Origin of the sequence: Pantoea pleuroti, from assembly GCF_014156615.1 — a bacterium.
In the GTDB taxonomy this organism is placed as follows: domain Bacteria; phylum Pseudomonadota; class Gammaproteobacteria; order Enterobacterales; family Enterobacteriaceae; genus Pantoea; species Pantoea agglomerans.
Genome location: NZ_SBFD01000007.1, coordinates 185,582 through 201,663, shown reverse-complemented (window position 1 = coordinate 201,663; position 16,082 = coordinate 185,582). Strand labels below are relative to the sequence as shown.

Annotated in this window: 13 protein-coding genes, 4 tRNA genes and 1 other RNA gene; 4 read left to right on the top strand and 14 right to left on the bottom strand. The window is 55.8% G+C overall.

The window, feature by feature from the left end:
• Positions 1–23: 23 nt before the first annotated feature.
• The gene (gene lptM / locus EPG66_RS17125) at positions 24–224 is read right to left on the bottom strand and encodes an LPS translocon maturation chaperone LptM (RefSeq protein ID WP_010257328.1); all 201 of its coding nucleotides are present in this window, start codon (positions 222–224) and stop codon (positions 24–26) included.
• Positions 225–371: 147 nt separating this feature from the next.
• A complete protein-coding gene (locus EPG66_RS17120; protein WP_182687625.1) occupies positions 372–2,930 on the bottom strand; it encodes a class I adenylate cyclase in 2,559 nt (852 codons plus the stop codon).
• 315 nt (positions 2,931–3,245) lie between these two features.
• Between EPG66_RS17120 and hemC the strand changes: the two genes are divergently transcribed.
• The 4 genes from hemC to hemY are packed head-to-tail and all read left to right on the top strand — an operon-like array spanning position 3,246 to position 7,270.
• Entirely contained in the window at positions 3,246–4,187 is a 942-nt protein-coding gene (gene hemC, locus EPG66_RS17115; RefSeq protein WP_031292611.1) for a hydroxymethylbilane synthase, read from the top strand.
• On the top strand, positions 4,184–4,912 hold the full coding sequence (gene hemD, locus EPG66_RS17110) for a uroporphyrinogen-III synthase (RefSeq protein WP_182687623.1): 729 nt from the start codon (positions 4,184–4,186) through the stop codon (positions 4,910–4,912). The genes hemC and hemD overlap by 4 nt, the downstream gene beginning before the upstream one ends.
• Before the next feature lie 25 nt (positions 4,913–4,937).
• On the top strand, positions 4,938–6,071 hold the full coding sequence (gene hemX / locus EPG66_RS17105) for a uroporphyrinogen-III C-methyltransferase (protein ID WP_010257336.1): 1,134 nt from the start codon (positions 4,938–4,940) through the stop codon (positions 6,069–6,071).
• 2 nt (positions 6,072–6,073) lie between these two features.
• Positions 6,074–7,270 (top strand): protoheme IX biogenesis protein HemY, encoded by a 1,197-nt coding sequence (hemY, locus tag EPG66_RS17100; RefSeq protein ID WP_069025598.1) that lies wholly within the window; start codon positions 6,074–6,076, stop codon positions 7,268–7,270.
• A gap of 922 nt (positions 7,271–8,192) precedes the next feature.
• Here the strand turns inward: hemY and EPG66_RS17095 are convergent.
• The 12 genes from EPG66_RS17095 to rfbA form a co-directional block, all read right to left on the bottom strand.
• Positions 8,193–8,322, bottom strand: a non-coding RNA gene (locus EPG66_RS17095) — RtT sRNA.
• Positions 8,323–8,353: 31 nt separating this feature from the next.
• Positions 8,354–8,430 (bottom strand) — tRNA-Pro (locus EPG66_RS17090).
• Positions 8,431–8,450: 20 nt separating this feature from the next.
• A tRNA-Leu gene (locus EPG66_RS17085) sits at positions 8,451–8,537 on the bottom strand.
• Positions 8,538–8,553: 16 nt separating this feature from the next.
• Positions 8,554–8,629, bottom strand: a tRNA-His gene (locus EPG66_RS17080).
• 98 nt (positions 8,630–8,727) lie between these two features.
• Positions 8,728–8,804: transfer RNA gene (locus EPG66_RS17075), tRNA-Arg, on the bottom strand.
• Between the two features lie 158 nt (positions 8,805–8,962).
• The gene (wecG, locus tag EPG66_RS17070; protein WP_182687621.1) at positions 8,963–9,703 is read right to left on the bottom strand and encodes a lipopolysaccharide N-acetylmannosaminouronosyltransferase; all 741 of its coding nucleotides are present in this window, start codon (positions 9,701–9,703) and stop codon (positions 8,963–8,965) included.
• A 25-nt stretch (positions 9,704–9,728) separates the two neighbouring features.
• Positions 9,729–11,072: an ECA oligosaccharide polymerase gene (gene wzyE, locus EPG66_RS17065; protein ID WP_182687619.1), complete on the bottom strand. Its 1,344-nt coding sequence runs from the start codon at positions 11,070–11,072 to the stop codon at positions 9,729–9,731.
• Positions 11,069–12,136 carry a TDP-N-acetylfucosamine:lipid II N-acetylfucosaminyltransferase gene (gene wecF / locus EPG66_RS17060; RefSeq protein WP_182687617.1) on the bottom strand — a complete coding sequence of 356 codons (1,068 nt, stop codon included), beginning with the start codon at positions 12,134–12,136 and terminating at the stop codon, positions 11,069–11,071. The genes wzyE and wecF overlap by 4 nt, the downstream gene beginning before the upstream one ends.
• Positions 12,133–13,383 (bottom strand): lipid III flippase WzxE, encoded by a 1,251-nt coding sequence (wzxE, locus tag EPG66_RS17055; RefSeq protein WP_010257347.1) that lies wholly within the window; start codon positions 13,381–13,383, stop codon positions 12,133–12,135. Before wzxE ends, wecF begins: the two co-directional genes overlap by 4 nt.
• The gene (rffA, locus tag EPG66_RS17050; RefSeq protein WP_143790260.1) at positions 13,383–14,513 is read right to left on the bottom strand and encodes a dTDP-4-amino-4,6-dideoxygalactose transaminase; all 1,131 of its coding nucleotides are present in this window, start codon (positions 14,511–14,513) and stop codon (positions 13,383–13,385) included. Before rffA ends, wzxE begins: the two co-directional genes overlap by 1 nt.
• Complete coding sequence (gene rffC, locus EPG66_RS17045; RefSeq protein ID WP_033767582.1) at positions 14,500–15,207, bottom strand: dTDP-4-amino-4,6-dideoxy-D-galactose acyltransferase; 708 nt, start codon at positions 15,205–15,207, stop codon at positions 14,500–14,502. The genes rffA and rffC overlap by 14 nt, the downstream gene beginning before the upstream one ends.
• On the bottom strand, positions 15,185–16,066 hold the full coding sequence (gene rfbA, locus EPG66_RS17040) for a glucose-1-phosphate thymidylyltransferase RfbA (protein WP_031590304.1): 882 nt from the start codon (positions 16,064–16,066) through the stop codon (positions 15,185–15,187). The genes rffC and rfbA overlap by 23 nt, the downstream gene beginning before the upstream one ends.
• Positions 16,067–16,082 lie beyond the last annotated feature (16 nt).

Here is a 16,082-nt window from a genome sequence, read left to right as displayed (position 1 = left end):
GCTCCGCCGGATAAGCCATCAGATTAGTTCGCTTTTACGCCTGAATTGCCGGTAACCAGCCCGCCGACATCGGCTTTAGAGGCATCCGCTTTCTGGCGGTCGGTTGGGGCTTGTTGTTTCTTCGGCTGATCCTTCGGCGGGAAGTAGAGCGGTCCTTTCAGACCACAACCTGCAAGGCTGATTACTGCCAGTGTCATGGCCAACAGGCTTATTACTTTCTTCATTCTTTATGCTCTTCATGTCCTTTACCTGGATGCTTATCATCGCAGTTGAAGGTGGAAAAGCAACAGGAAATGCCCGCAAATAGCGTGAAGCGGGTGACAAGCCGGGAAGATTGCGGCCACCCGCAGAGCGCAGGCAGCCCGTCAGCATCAGTGCACCTGATAGCGTGGCTGATAGTCGCTGTTGTCGTTGTCAGGCTGCGAGGTACACAGCTGCGTCAGCGTCTGGCTACGGAACGGAATCACCTGGAATCGCTCACCGGTGTTCACAATCTGGTAGAACTGCGGCAGGTTGAAGTTGATAAAGCTCGAACCATAGGTAAAGCGATCGTGCGATGAGGAGTAGAACCGGCTGACGTCGCGCACCAGCTCCTCTTTGCTGCCTTCACAGTGATGATAGACCTCAACCCGATTGGTCTCATCAAGGATGTAGATATTGAAGCCGCGCTCATCAGTGGTGTTTTCAAAGAAGAACTGAATAATGCCTTCGCTGGCATAACCGTTGACCACGGGTGGCAGCGGCGTCTGATTCGTTTCGACTTTGATCGACAGTCCGTGCAGCTTGTTGTTGGAGATCGCGCCATAAAACTCAACCGCGTTTTCCAGCTTCTGCACCGAAACGCTCATGCGTTCAAAGAACAGGCCCCAGGTCTCACCCGCCATACGCAGCGCTTTAAAGCGACCCGGCTCCTGACGTGTGCTGGAGAGGCGCAGCTCAATGCATTCTGAGACCAGCTGCTGTACCCGCGTCCGAATCAGACCGCGCAGATGCTGGCTGTAGCAGAACACTTCCACCGTATCGGGCGGTGCAGCATCCTGATGCATCTTGCCGAGAATGGTTTTCAGCCCTTCGATCATCGCCTGTTCGCCACTGAAGTGTAGCGTACGTACCTCATTCCAGGAGTTGCGATAGAGCAGATCGATGCTGCCAATCAGGCACTGCTGCTGCTGACCAAAACTAAAGACATCCAGCTTACGGAAGTCGAAGTGCACCACCTGATTGCGGAAGGCCGCCGTCGGATCGTGTTCAAGGTTAACAATAATCGCAAGGTGCCGGATTTCGCACGGACTGTAGAGCGCTTTTGGCGTCGGCGAGGGCAGACGCAGCGGGAAATGGCTGGAAACATCGTTAACCAGCTCCTGCAGACGCGCCAGATCGCAAACCTCATTGCCTTTAATATGCAGCCGGGTTTTACGGGTCAGCAGCCCATTGAACCACGCCCACGCCACCAGCTTATTCAGGTAACGGTTATATTCCAGCGGCTGATGGCTGATAATCGAATCCATGTCCGGTGCCTGGTTGTAGAGATACCAGCCGGAACGGTTGGCGCGGCCAGGCGGCACATGAATAAAGGTCAGATTGGGCTCGGAGAGATCGGGCGAAATCTGCGGATTCACCAGCGTCACTTTGCCCGGCAGCGCTTCAAACGCGGCATACAGTTTACGGGTCAACACACCGATATCCTGCGGGCTGGCGCTGACGCTTAAGTTATTGCGGCGGGCAAAACGGATCAGGTTGCGATAACTCTGCATCATCGCATCCAGCAATTCATTATGGGCTTCGCGCACCCGCTCGATTTTCCACTCAGCGCGGTTGTCCAGAATGGCGATCTTCTCTTCGTTCCAGCCCCACTCTTTGACCAGCTGCGATAAAATTTCGCGACGCCAGCCGGTGCGGTGCTGATGATCTTCGGTGCTGAGCTTTTCACACACTTTGAGGTAGAAGCAGCGGCGCACCAGGTCAAGACGCGGCTGATCGTCAACGCTGGTCAGATAGTGCGTGACGCGCTCCAGCATCATGCAGTAAGGATCAAGCCCGAAGCAGATGATTTCACCGTCATGCAGGCGCTGTTTGATATCCATCGCCAGCAGTTTCGTATTCGGGTATTCCCAGCTGTACGCTTCCAGCAGCAGCGTTTTCAGTACGGCTTTATACGGGGAGTCGATGCTTTTATAGAGCTGCCACAGGCTGGCGCCGAAATACTCTTCCGCCGACAGCGTGCCGAGGCCGCCAAGATCGAGCCACTCATTAGGGGTCAGCACGCCTTTGGCGTAAAGCGACATCACGTAGTCGTCGTAATTGTGCTCTTCTTCGCCCGGCACCATATTCCACAGGATGCGTTTACCCGCCATACGAACCGCGGTACGGTAAAACTCATCCAGCAGTAAAATGTGTTGTGTTGAACCGCAATCTTCACCGCCCAGACTGCCGCTTTCGTTGTGGCGGAAGCGGTTCTCATCAATCAGAAAGAAACTCACCTCCACGCCCATCGAAACGCACCACTTCTGCAGCAGCGTACATTTGCGCTGCAGATTCAGACGCTCTTCATTATCGAGCCAGGATTGATGGCAGACCCAGATATCGAGATCCGAGACGCTGTTCTGGCCGACAGATGAGGTGCTGCCCATAGAATAGATAGCCGTGATCGGCATTTCGCCTTTCGGCGCATCGGCATGACGCAGATCGCTGTCGCCGGTGAGATCGGCCAGCAGCTGACGCTGATTTTCATCAGGCGTGAAGAAGCTGATGCCATGTGGAACGCTACCTTCAAGGTAACCCGGCATCTGCGGATGTTGATAATGTAATAAGGTTGGCAGCAGACTGTAGACGCGCTGAAAAGCGGGTCCCATAGCAGCCAGCGCACGATCAACGCGCAGCTGGTTGATTGCATCCAGTCTCTGTTTCAGTGTCTCAATGTAGAGGTACAAGACGTTTCGCCTGATTGTCCCAGTGTTTAAGCACCCTGTTTCCACACTCTGCCGCTTATAAAGTAAAAAAGTGGGCAGATAATTGCTGGAAACGTGATCAATCTAACACCCTGCAGATTGACCGTAAAGAAAGTTGCGCTACCTGACAGTTTAGCACGTTCTTACCAGCTTCCCGCCTTTTCAGCTCTGGTTCCCACGTTATGGCTTAATAAACCGGCCTGAAACCGCACGCAGGCCGTTTTCAATCCGTTGAAACTGACAGTCTTCACCCAGAGATGATAGGATATTCAGTGAACGATAAAAATGGTTAACAGCATGTTAGACAAAATTTTCAGAATTGCTACAAGACAAAGCCCGCTCGCATTATGGCAGGCACATTATGTACAGCAACGACTCATGAGTGCCCATCCGGGACTGCGCGTTGAGCTGGTGCCTATGGTCACGAAAGGTGACATTATCCTTGATACGCCGCTGGCAAAAGTGGGTGGCAAAGGGCTGTTTGTCAAAGAGCTGGAGCTGGCGATGCAGGATGGCCGTGCCGATATGGCGGTGCACTCGATGAAGGATGTGCCGGTCAATTTCCCGGAAGGTCTGGGCCTGGTAACCATCTGCGAGCGCGACGATCCGCGCGATGCGTTCGTTTCTCATCATTATGACTCTATCGACGCGCTGCCACAGGGTGCCATTGTCGGCACGTCCAGCCTGCGCCGTCAGTGCCAGATTAGTGCGCGCCGTCCGGACCTGGTTATCCGCTCGCTGCGTGGCAATGTCGGCACCCGCCTCGGCAAGCTCGATGCCGGAGAGTATGACGCGATTATTCTTGCTGTCGCCGGGCTGAAACGCCTGGGACTGGAAGATCGCATTCGTCAGGCGATGCCTGCCGAAGTTTCCCTGCCCGCCGTGGGTCAGGGTGCGGTCGGCATTGAATGCCGTCTGGACGACACCACCTTAATTGGCCTGTTGCAGGCGCTGAATCACGATGACACCGAAGTCTGTGTCAGAGCGGAGCGCGCCATGAATACCCGTTTAGAGGGTGGCTGCCAGGTGCCAATCGGCAGTTTCGCGGTGCTGGAAGGCGATGACCTCTGGCTGCGCGGCATGGTCGGCGCACCGGATGGCCGGGTCATGGTCAGCGGCGAACGCCGTGGTCCCCGCGCTCAGGCTGAACAGATGGGCATTTCACTGGCCGATGAACTGCTCAATGGCGGCGCGCGTGAAATCCTGCAGGAAGTTTATCAGGGGCAGCCGCCGGCATGACCATTCTGGTGACGCGTCCGGAACCCGCAGCGGCAGAGCTGGTGTCACGCCTGCATGCCCTTGGCAAACAGGCGTGGAGCCTGCCGCTGATCGAATTTGCGCCGGGCGCTGATCTCACCTCTCTGCCACAAAAGCTCGCCGCACTTCGCCCTGGCGACCTGGTTTTTATCCTTTCTCAGCAGGTTATACATTACGCACAACACACCGTCACAGCATGGCCCGCTGAGCTGGACTATTATGCAATTGGTCGCAGCACCGCACTGGCGTTTCATACCGCCAGCGGACAGCAGGTGACCTGGCCTCATGCACATGAAACCAGTGAAGAACTGATCCGGCTGAATACCCTTCAGCAGGTTGCCGGTAAACGTGCACTGATCCTGCGTGGCGATCCCGGACGCGAGTTGCTGGCACAGACGTTAACCCGGCGAGGGGCTGAGGTGTCGTTTGCAGCCTGTTATCAGCGCTGCCAGAAGTATTATGATGGACCCGTTGAAGGACGCCGCTGGCGCGATCGCGGTGTCTCCGTGCTGGTGGTGACCAGCGGTGAAATGTTACAACAGCTTTTTTCGCTGTTCCCCGCAATTGATCGCGAGGAATGGCTGCTCAACTGCCGACTGGTTGTCGTCAGTGAACGTTTGGCTACCCTGGCCGCAGGATTGGGTTGGCAGGATATTCAGGTAGCCGATGGTGCCGATAACGATGCGCTGCTGCGCGCGTTACGCTGAACTTTAACAATGGGATGTGCCACATATGACGGAACAAAAAGACTCCTCCGCCATGGTTGAAGAAACCACCCCAGCGGTCGACCGCTCTCCTTCCAGCAACAGCACACCACCGCGTAATGCGAAAAATGGTGGCATGGTGCTGGGTGCAGTTGCGATTGTCATTGCGCTGGCGATTGGTGCGGGTTTATACCTTAACGGGAAACATCAGGCTGATTTACAGGCACAAACCAATCAGAAGCTGAGCGAACAATTAAGCGCGTTGCAACAGCAGGCCAGCAGCGACAAACAGCAGCTGACTCAGCAACTGAGCGGCGCTGAAACCGCGTTGCAGACAGCCCAGACACAGCAGAACGCGTCAGCAAAAGAGCTGGAAACCCTGCGTGAAAAAGTGGCCGTGATTTCTGGTAACGACGTGCGCAGCTGGTTGCTGGCACAGGCGGACTATCTGGTGAAACTGGCTGGTCGCAAACTCTGGAGCGACCAGGATGTCACCACCGCCGCTGCACTGCTGAAAAGCGCCGATGCCAGCCTGGCCGACATGAACGATCCCAGCGTCATGAATGTGCGTCGTGCGCTGACCCAGGATATCAGTAACCTCTCTTCTGTTACGCAGGTCGATTATGACGGCGTGATCCTCAAACTGAACCAGCTGTCGAACAACGTTGATAATCTGCGTCTGGCCGATAACGACAGCGATGATGCGCCGATGGACAGCGATGGCGGTGAACTGTCAGGTTCCGTGCGCGAATGGCGTCAGAATCTGGTGAAAAGCTGGCATAACTTTATGGATGATTTTATTACCATCCGCCGCCGCGATAACACCGCCCAGCCGCTGCTGGCACCTAATCAGGATGTTTACCTGCGTGAGAATATCCGCTCGCGTTTGCTGATTGCTGCTCAGGCGGTACCGCGTCATCAGGATGAGATTTATAAACAATCTATCGACACCGTGTCCGCATGGGTTCGCGCCTGGTACGACACCAATGATGCCGCTACCAAAGCCTTCCTTGCCCAGCTGGATGAGCTGAGCCAGCAGAACATCAATATGGATCTGCCGGATAACCTGGAAAGTCAGCCGTTGCTGGAACAGCTGATGCAGACCCGCGTTCGGAACCTGTTAGCGCAACCGTCTGCCGCTGCTAATCAGCAGGGAGGCTAAGCATGCTTAAGGTATTTATCCTCTTTATCCTGCTGATTGCTGGCGTAGTGCTGGGACCGATGATTGCCGGTCATCAGGGCTACGTGCTGATTCAGACCGATAACTGGAATATCGAAACCAGCGTCACCGGCCTGGTCATTATCCTCATCCTCAGCCTGCTGGTGATTCTGGCCGTGGAATGGCTGCTGCGCCGCGTGCTGCACACCGGCGCGCGTACCCGTGGCTGGTTTACCGGACGTAAACGCCGTCGCGCCCAGCGTCATACTCAGTCGGCGCTGATGAAGCTGGCAGAAGGCGATCACCGTCAGGTGGAAAAACTGCTTTCTAAAGATGCCGATCACGCTGATGTGCCGGTGGCGAACTACCTGCTGGCAGCAGAAGCTGCGCAACAGCGTGGTGATGAAATGCGTGCTAATCAGCATCTTGAACGTGCTGCAGAGCTGTCAGAGAGCAACACTATTCCGGTAGAAATTGCCCGCGCACGTATTCAGCTGGCACGTAACGAAGATCATGCTGCGCGTCATAGCATTGACCGTCTGCTGGAAGTGGCACCGCGTCATCCTGAAGTGCTGCGCCTGGCCGAACAGGCGTATGTCCGTACTGGTGCCTGGAGTGCATTGCTGGATATTCTGCCCGCCATGCAGAAGGCGCAGGTTGGCGATGAGCTGCATCGCGATGCGTTACAGCAGCAGGCCTGGCTGGGTCTGATGAATCAGGCGATGGCCGACCAGGGCAGCGATGGGCTGAAGCGCTGGTGGAACGATCTGAGCCGCAAAACCCGTCAGGAAACGACGCTGCAGGTGGCCATGGCGGATCATCTGATTGAATGCAACGATCACGACACCGCGCAATCGATCGTGCTGGAGGGCCTCAAGCGTCATTATGACGATCGTCTGGTACTGCTGATGCCTCGCATCAAAAGTGGGAATCCGGAAGCGCTGGAGAAAGTATTACGTCAACAGATCAAACAGCACGGCGCGACACCGCTGCTGCACAGTACGCTGGGGCAGTTGCTGATGCGGCATGGTGAATGGCAGCAGGCTGCTGAGGCACTGCAGCAGGCGCTGGCACAGCGTCCTGACGCGTTTGATTATGCATGGCTGGCGGATGTTTACGATCGTCTGCGTCGCCCGGAAGAAGCGGCGAAGATGCGTCGTGAAGGGTTGTTACTCACACTGAAGAACAATCCCAACGCCTGAGCCTCTTTTCATACCTGAGAAAGCCGGGCTTGCCCGGCTTTTTTGTGCCCGCAATCTGCCAGCACGCTTTCGCAGGCAAAAAAAACACCTGCCACTGGCAGGTGTAAGATCAGGTCGGTAAGACAACCGGGAGGTACCTGACTCAACGTAGTGTCTGTTAACCCTGTAAGGCTTTCGCGATACAGGCAGGCAGACAACAGGTACCTAAAATTGGCTCTGCGTCATTCCCAGGTTTATGTAGCATCAGCAGACATAAGAGGTGGAATGAGCATCTACAGCAGAAGTATTGCACAAGCCATGCCAGGTTTATGGTTATTTTTAAAATCACGATAAATCAGCAGGTTAAAGAATTAGCTCAAAGCTTCATTCAACTGGCCTGTCGGGAAATGTCGGTATCCAGCGACAGCTGGCATTTTCTCTGTCTCTGAATGGAGACAGCAAGGTCAATCTCTCTATGAACTCAACAATAACAATGGCTTATTTGTCGGCAATTCACGACGCTGTTGCTCCTGCTTATATTGCGAGCGGAATCAAAGCATAGTAACTCTGGTTGCAACGGATAAGCTCACACGCTGCCCGCTCTCACCGCTGTGCGGGCTTCAGGGAGCATACACCTTTCGCTTCACGTATGGCAGAAACATCAAGTACTTACATGAGCTTCAGAAGGTTTACAGCAATGAATATGCTCGAAGCGCTGGGAACACGGTCAGAGGAGGAAAGCGTCCCACGCCAGGGACGGCGTGGGCCGAGCGGCCATGGATGGCATTAGCGCCTTTCCGATCTGACCGTGTTCCCCTCGCAGACTCGAACTCACCGCTACGTTGTTCCACAGCATGCGCCCCGGCTTAAACCTTCTGCAAAGGTCCTCATCCTCTTTTCTGCAGACGAAAAAAAACCTGTCTTTTCAGACAGGTTTCTAAAATGGTCGGCGAGAGAGGATTACACTGCTCTGCGAGCCGCGCCCTGCGGGCCGTTGCTGAAGCAACGTTGTCTCGCTACGCTCGGCTCAAACCTCCTTCGGAGGTTCTCATCCTCTTTTCTGCAGACGAAAAAAAACCTGTCTTTTCAGACAGGTTTCTAAAATGGTCGGCGAGAGAGGATTCGAACCTCCGACCCACTGGTCCCAAACCAGTTGCGCTACCAAGCTGCGCTACTCGCCGATTTTTTTAACTGTTTTGCCTGGTGCGAAGAGAGGGACTTGAACCCTCACGTCCGTTAAGACACTAACACCTGAAGCTAGCGCGTCTACCAATTCCGCCACCTTCGCGTTTCCCAGCAAAATCTGGGGTGGCTAATGGGACTCGAACCCACGACAACTGGAATCACAATCCAGGGCTCTACCAACTGAGCTATAGCCACCACAATACTTAATGTCACAAGTTAAAAACCTGCAGCATTTAAATCTCTACTGCCAACCGCGGTAAATCAACCACCGAAGCTCATGCGCACAAACGATATGGCGCGCCCGACAGGATTCGAACCTGAGACCTCTGCCTCCGGAGGGCAGCGCTCTATCCAGCTGAGCTACGGGCGCGTAGCGCCGTTGCGGATGTGCATACTAGAGATAAGCGCCCATCGTGTCTAGTGCTTTTTAAATAAAAAGACGCGTTTGATTACGCTTTGTGCATTTTGTCGACAAATAGTGCATTTCCTCTCTCACAACGCGTAAAAATGCGGCATTTATCAGCAATATCAGAGATCGCCACGCCAGTGATAGCGCAAATATTTAAGCAGTTTTAATTGCCGGCGCAGGCGGCCAGGCTGCCGAATCAGACGATAGAGCCACTCCAGCCCCAATCGCTGCCAGATCTCCGGCGCTCGCTTCACATGGCCGGTGAAAACATCGTACGTTCCACCAACGCCCATATAGAGCGCATCAGGCCAGTGCGCACGGCACGCCAGCATCAATAGCTCCTGACGTGGCGACCCCAGCGCTACAGTCACCAGCTTCGCGCCACTGGCTGCAATCCGGGCAAACAGCGCATCCTGATCGGCTGGCGCAAAATAGCCATCCTGCGCCCCGACAATATTCACATTCCACTGACGACGTAGCTTATCGCAGGTTTCATTCAGCACCTGCTGACGACCGCCGATAAGAAACACAGGCGTTCCTTCCCGCCCGGCGCGTTCCATCAGCGCTTCCCATAAATCTGCACCCGCAATGCGCTGCACCGACGCGTGTGGATACTTTTTACGAATCGAGCGCACAATGCTGATGCCATCGGCGTACGCATATTCCGCCTGCGCTAACAGCGTGCGTAATCCCTCATCCCGCTCAGCGGTCAGGATCTTCTCCGCATTAATCGCCACTAAAATACCGCTGCGTACGCTCTGCGGGGGCATCAAAAAATTCACCGCCGACGGCATGTTTTCGAAGCCATACAACTCAACGCCGCGAATCCGGTACTGCGGCGTCTCAGTTAACTTTGTCATATCTTCCGTCAATCCCAGAGGTTACTCAGAGCGGGCTGTGCAACACCCGCCCGCTGCGGTCGCGAATCAAACCTGCGCGATCCAGTAACCAGAAAAGTAATTTAGCCATGCCCAGACAGGCAGCAAAAATGATGCAGAAAAACACCACGCGTGAACCGAACGCATCAAGGCCTTCGCGTGCCAGCACGATCATGTTAAAGACCGCGCCAAAACAGAAGCTTTGCAGGATGGCGCCGGTGTAACGGTTGGTCTCAAGGCAGCCACGCTGATAGATCGCATCAAAGGCTTTTATAATCATCCCTACCGCGACCGCACCAATCGGAATCGCCCAGACGCCGCCCATCACCACCAGCGACCCTATCAGCGTGGGTGAAATCGCCAGGCCAGAATGGTTGTTCAGCAGTTCCCAGGTGAAGTAGTTAGCACTGTTTAACACTGCCAGCGGCCGATCCGGCCAGAGCCAGGTCGGAATGAAAACGTAGAAATCACGCCACAGCGGTGCCAGCCCCTGAAACTCAATTCTGGCGTAGTTATCCAGCAGCAAGGCGAGATTCTCCCACGGCGAGAAGGTATCACGCGTCAGATACAGAAAGGTATAAAACGCTTCATCGCCCATAACGTCGAGGTTATAGCGGCGCAGTGCCAGCCAGAACATTCCTGCAATCGCCAGCACGCCCGCCGTTGCCAGCATCCACAAAGTGATCCAGCCACGGGTAATCCCGATAAACAGGAACAGGGCAAACGCTATAATAATATTGGCTCGGGTACCGCCCACCAGCGCGTAGGTCAGTAAACCAAAGGCAACGGTCACCACCAGGAACAGCAGCCAGTTGCGGCGCGTCGGGCTCAAAAAGTAGGGGATCAGCATCGCCGGAATAAAGAAATAGAAGAAGCGCTTAAGCGCTACACCCGACACTTCACTGGAGAAAATCTGGTTATAGGCGGTCAGGCGGAACAGCAGAAAACCGTTATGAATGAAGAACACCGTCACCGTACCCAGCGCCACCAGCGCCAGGATCACGCAGGTCAGATGGGTTTCGACGCGATTCATCTGCAGCCAGGGCTTCGCCGGAGACGCGCTGGCGGGTTTCAGTCGCACTTTATAGCTGACGTAATAAATGGCGTAAAACGCCGTGGCCGACAGCAGCGCCTCCAGCAGGTTCTCAACCGGCACCACTTCGACATTAAAGCGAAACACCAGCACGGAGGTCAGCGGGAAGCCGAAGTAAAAGGTCAGTAAGAACAGCAATGTGAAGAACAGATGAAAGTTAAAACGGACGCGCTTAAACTCCCGCCAGGTCAGGGTCAGAATAAAAACCAGCGACAGCAGATAGACCATCAGCAGGCCGCCAAACTGCATAAGACTCATGACAACTCCCCTTCGCTAAGCTGTAACGCGGCTCGCCAGCCCGCCAGATAACCCGGCGCAAAAAAGGCGATAGCCTGTTTATCACAGCTCATCAGCTGACGACGTGCCTCGGCGATCACCGCAGGCGACAGCGTATCTTCACTGAACAATACCGGAAGCTGCTGCTCTGCCACATCACGCCAGAATGGATTTTTGCGGGTCAGGACAAACGGCACGTTGGCCTGGATCAGCAGGCAGAGTGTTCCCACCCCTTGCTGACGTTCAAACATAAAATAGCCGACATGGCAGCGCGCCAGCAGGGCTAAGTAATCATCGAAGGCCAGCTTTTCACGCATCAGATTCACCTGCCCGTTCGGGAACAGCGCATCGGCAGCGGCCTGAATCTGGCTGATGTAAGCCTCATTGCCTGGCGGATAGCCCAATGGGACCTCGATACGCACCTGCTCGCCAAACTGCGCGTGAATCGCTTTTAAGCCTTCGATATGTCGGTTACTCGGATCGCCCGAGTTACCCAGCAACAGCGTAAAAGGTTGCGACGGGACAGATTCAACGGCTGCGGCGGGCATTCTGGTGGGAAAATAGAGCAGTGAACCGGGTACGCGCCGATGGCGCTGCTGGTAGTGATGCAGGTCGCCCCGGGTCGCAAAAACCTGTGCAACCCGCCCCTGCGCTATCCGGCGAACCAGATAGAACAGGCGGAACTTCAGGCTGCGCGAATCTTCATAAAGATCGGCGCCCCACACGTGCCAGAACAGCTGTGAACGACGCAGCTTACCGCTGAGTAACGCCAGCCAGATCCACGGGTTAAACTGTCCGTGGCAGAAAAAACGCTGCTGACGATTTCTGGCCCGCTGCACTACCGCCTGCGCCAGCGCTTTCTTGCTGGTAAAGCACTCGATCTGCAACGCACTGAACGGCGCCAGGCTCTCAGGCTGCTGCGTCACCACCATAAAATGGCGTGGCGCAGCCGCAGGCTGCTCAACGCTAAGTACGTCGTTGAAAAAGCGCAGCACCGTAAGATTGTGGTGGGGAATGTCCGATCCCAAAACGTGAATTAAAGTCATTTTTTCCGGCAGTAAACAATAAAAGCGCCACAACAGAGGGCAAAGTAAGCCATATAGGTAAACATATAGGCCTGCGCCGCACCCGTCGCGCCATGTAACGGGATCAACCAGCGTGAGAACAGCGTCAGTAACAGGAACTGGCTGATCTCAGTCAGAACATAAAAGCGCAGCGAGGCTTTGGCGATAACCAGATATCCGAAAACATAGGCGCCGACCTTAAAAACATCACCGCACAACTGCCAGACAAAGAGATCGCGCATCCCGCGAAACGCTTCAGAGAACAGCAGGCTGATGGCGAAATCGCGCAGTACCCAGACACCCAGGCTGGCAACCGCCACGGCGGGCAGAACAAAGCGCAGTGCACGGCCAATCTCGCGCGCGATGTCGCGTTTGTTATCCAGCCGCGCCAGCGTCGGCAGCAGCCAGACGCTAAACGTCGCGGTAATAAACTGCAGATAGGCATCGGAAATGCTGGTAACGCCCTGCCATAATCCGACCTGTGCCCAGCCCTGCTGCTCCGCCAGCAGATTACGCATCAACACCCAGGCGACCGGCAGGGTCACGGCAGTGATCAGCGCCATCAGGGTATATTTTGCCAGATTACGGGCCAGCTCAGGATGCCATTGCGGTCGCAGCCAGCTAAGCGGCAGCGGCGCACGGCGTTTCAGCATCAGGAGTGCAGGCAACAGCAGCAAAGCCGGCACCAGCGCCAGCCCGGTCAGCGCGCCCTGATAGCCGCCCAGCCACCAGCAGAGCAGATAGCCCGCCACGCCAATCAGGCTGCCGAGAATCAGCGCCAGCGCATTACCGCGCGCGTCGCGATAGCCCTTCAGCAGCGCCAGGGTAAAGTTGGCCCAGGCGATGCCGAGCTGAAGAAACGCCACCACGCGGATAACGCCCTGATAGCGGTCGTGACCAAACAGCGCGATGCTGATGGGTGCCGCCGCCAGCAGAAACAGCAGCGCCAGCACACCGGAAAAGCCCAGTACCATGGTTGATGCCGTGCCCACCATCGCCCGCAACTGTTCGGGCTGCTGCTGATACTGCGCCACATAGGTGGTGACGCCATTAAAGATGCCTGCGCCCGCCAGCACGCCCAGCACGGTGATCAACTGACGGAAGTTCCCCGCCTGGCCGACACCCTCGGGTCCGAAGCTGACCGCCAGCAGTTTGACGACCAGCAGGCCGGCCACAATTTTTACCAGCGTGGACGATGCGGTCCACACTGAGGCTCTGGCTAATGACATCAGGAAAAGAAGCTCAGCAGTGAGCTGATAACCGTGCTCTGATTATTATCCGACAGGTTGTAAAATAGCGGCAGACGCAGCAGGCGTTCACTTTCCCGCGTGGTAAAGCGATCGTCGCCGACAAACTGCGAGAACCGCTCACCGGCGGGCGAACTGTGCAACGGAATATAGTGAAACACCGTGAGTATCTCGGCTTCTTTCATCCAGTTTATCAGCGCCTGACGATCGTCCTGATCGCGCAGTTTGATATAGAACATGTGCGCATTGTGTTCACAGCTGGCGGGGATCACCGGCAGGCTGATGCGTCCCTGAGCCGCCAGCGGCTGCAGCGCATCGTAATAACGCTGCCAGATGCGTAACCGCTGCTGGTTGATACCTTCAGCGGCTTCCAGCTGCGCCCAGAGATAGGCGGCCTGCAGATCGGCCATCAGATAGCTCGATCCCATATCGCGCCAGGTGTATTTATCGACCTGACCCCGGAAGAACTGGCTGCGATTGGTGCCTTTTTCCCGCACGATCTCGGCGCGCTCGACCAGGCTGGTGTCGTTAATGAGCGTCGCGCCACCTTCGCCGCCGGCGGTGTAGTTTTTGGTTTCGTGGAAACTGAAGCAGCCAATATGGCCGATGGTGCCGAGCGCACGACCTTTGTAGCGTGACATCACGCCCTGCGCCGCATCTTCAATCACAAACAGCTTATGCTTTGCCGCCAGCGCCATAATGGTGTCCATTTCACAGGCCACGCCTGCGTAATGCACCGGCACAATGGCGCGGGTTTTTTCAGTGATGGCCGCTTCGATCAGCGTTTCATCAATGTTCATGGTGTCCGGGCGTACATCGACAAACACAATGCGGGCGCCGCGCAGTACAAAGGCGTTGGCGGTAGAGACAAAGGTGTAGCTCGGCATAATCACTTCATCGCCGGGCTGCAGATCGATTAACAGCGCCGCCATCTCCAGCGAAGCGGTACAGGAGGGGGTCAGCAGCACTTTTTTGCTGCCAAACCGCTGCTCCATCCACTGCTGACAGCGACGGGTAAATCCACCGTCGCCGCACAGCTTGCCGCTGTTCATCGCCGACTGCATATACTCAATTTCTGTGCCCACAATCGGGGGCGCATTAAATGGAATCATGACCTTTCCTGTAAAACCAGTACGCGGTGCTGTCGAGCCGGGCACCGCTGCGTAAATAGAGGCGCATTGCCGTGAGATTGCTGAGCTGGGTAGCAACCCGAAGCTGAGCCAGCTGTCGTACCCGCGCCCAGTCTGCCGCCGCCAGCATCAGTCGCTGACCCAGCCCCTGGCCCTGCGCGTCGGGCAGTACGCCCAGCAGGCCAATGCGGGCATCGCCATCCACCGCGCGCAGCGAAACAAATCCCTGCAGCTGACCCGCGGCATCGCTTGCCACCAGACACTGATCGTCAAACGCCCCGCGCACCGCATTTTCAATCCACTGCGCATAGAAGCGTCCGCTGGCGTCCGGCGCATACCAGGGCGCGCGAAAACGACTCTGGCTGAAGAGCTGTGAGGCAGCATCGCGCAGTAGCGGGATCTGGGCTTCGCGCGCGATGCGAATTCCCGTCTGCCGTTCAGTCTGTTTCACCGCCAGCGTCAGATCTGCTTCGCCTTCTGCCAGCCGGAACTGGTGCTGCTGCAGCGTATCAATCAGCGCCGTCTCGCTGGCAGCGACTTTCATCTGCATCAGCGCACAGGGATGACGCAGCGCCTGTTCCAGCGGAATGTCACCTTGCGGCTCCAGCCGCACGGTATCAACACCGAAGAATGCGCTCTCCCAGCTAAGGGGATTAATATTGACGTGGACGGGCATGCAATAAATCCAGCAGGTATTGGCCGTAGCCGGTTTTTGTCAGCGCTTCACCCGCGGCCCGCAGCTGGTCATCACTCAGCCAGCTGTTACGCCAGGCAATCTCTTCCAGGCAGGCAATTTTGAAGCCCTGACGTTTTTCCACCGTCTGCACAAACATGCTGGCTTCCACCAGGCTGTCGTGCGTGCCGGTATCCAGCCAGGCAAAACCTCGTCCCAGCAGTTCGACCGTCAGCTCACCACGCTCCAGATACATCTGGTTAATGGCCGTGATTTCCAGCTCGCCCCGCGCTGAGGGTTTTACCTGTTTCGCGAATTCAATAACCTGATTGTCATAAAAATAGAGCCCGGTTACTGCCCAGCGCGATTTCGGCTGCTGTGGTTTCTCTTCAATCGAGATCGCCCTGAAGTTATCGTCAAACTCCACCACGCCGAAACGTTCCGGGTCCATGACCTGATAGCCAAACACCGTTGCGCCACGATTCTGTTCAACAACTTTCCGAAGCTTGGGGCTGAAGCCCTGGCCAAAATAGAGGTTATCACCCAGAACCAGGCAGCAATTATCCTCGCCGATAAAGGATTCGCCGATGATAAAGGCCTGCGCCAGCCCATCGGGACTTGGCTGCACCGCATAGCTAAGGCGTATCCCAAATTCACTGCCATCGCCCAGCAGACGTTCAAACTGCGCCCGGTCTTCCGGCGTGGTAATTAACAGGATGTCGCGAATACCCGCCAGCATCAGCACGGAGAGCGGATAGTAGATCATCGGTTTGTCGTAAACCGGCAGAAGTTGCTTTGATACTGCACGGGTTATCGGGTGTAACCGCGTGCCCGACCCTCCCGCTAAAATGATGCCTTTCATCGCTGCTCCTTACACG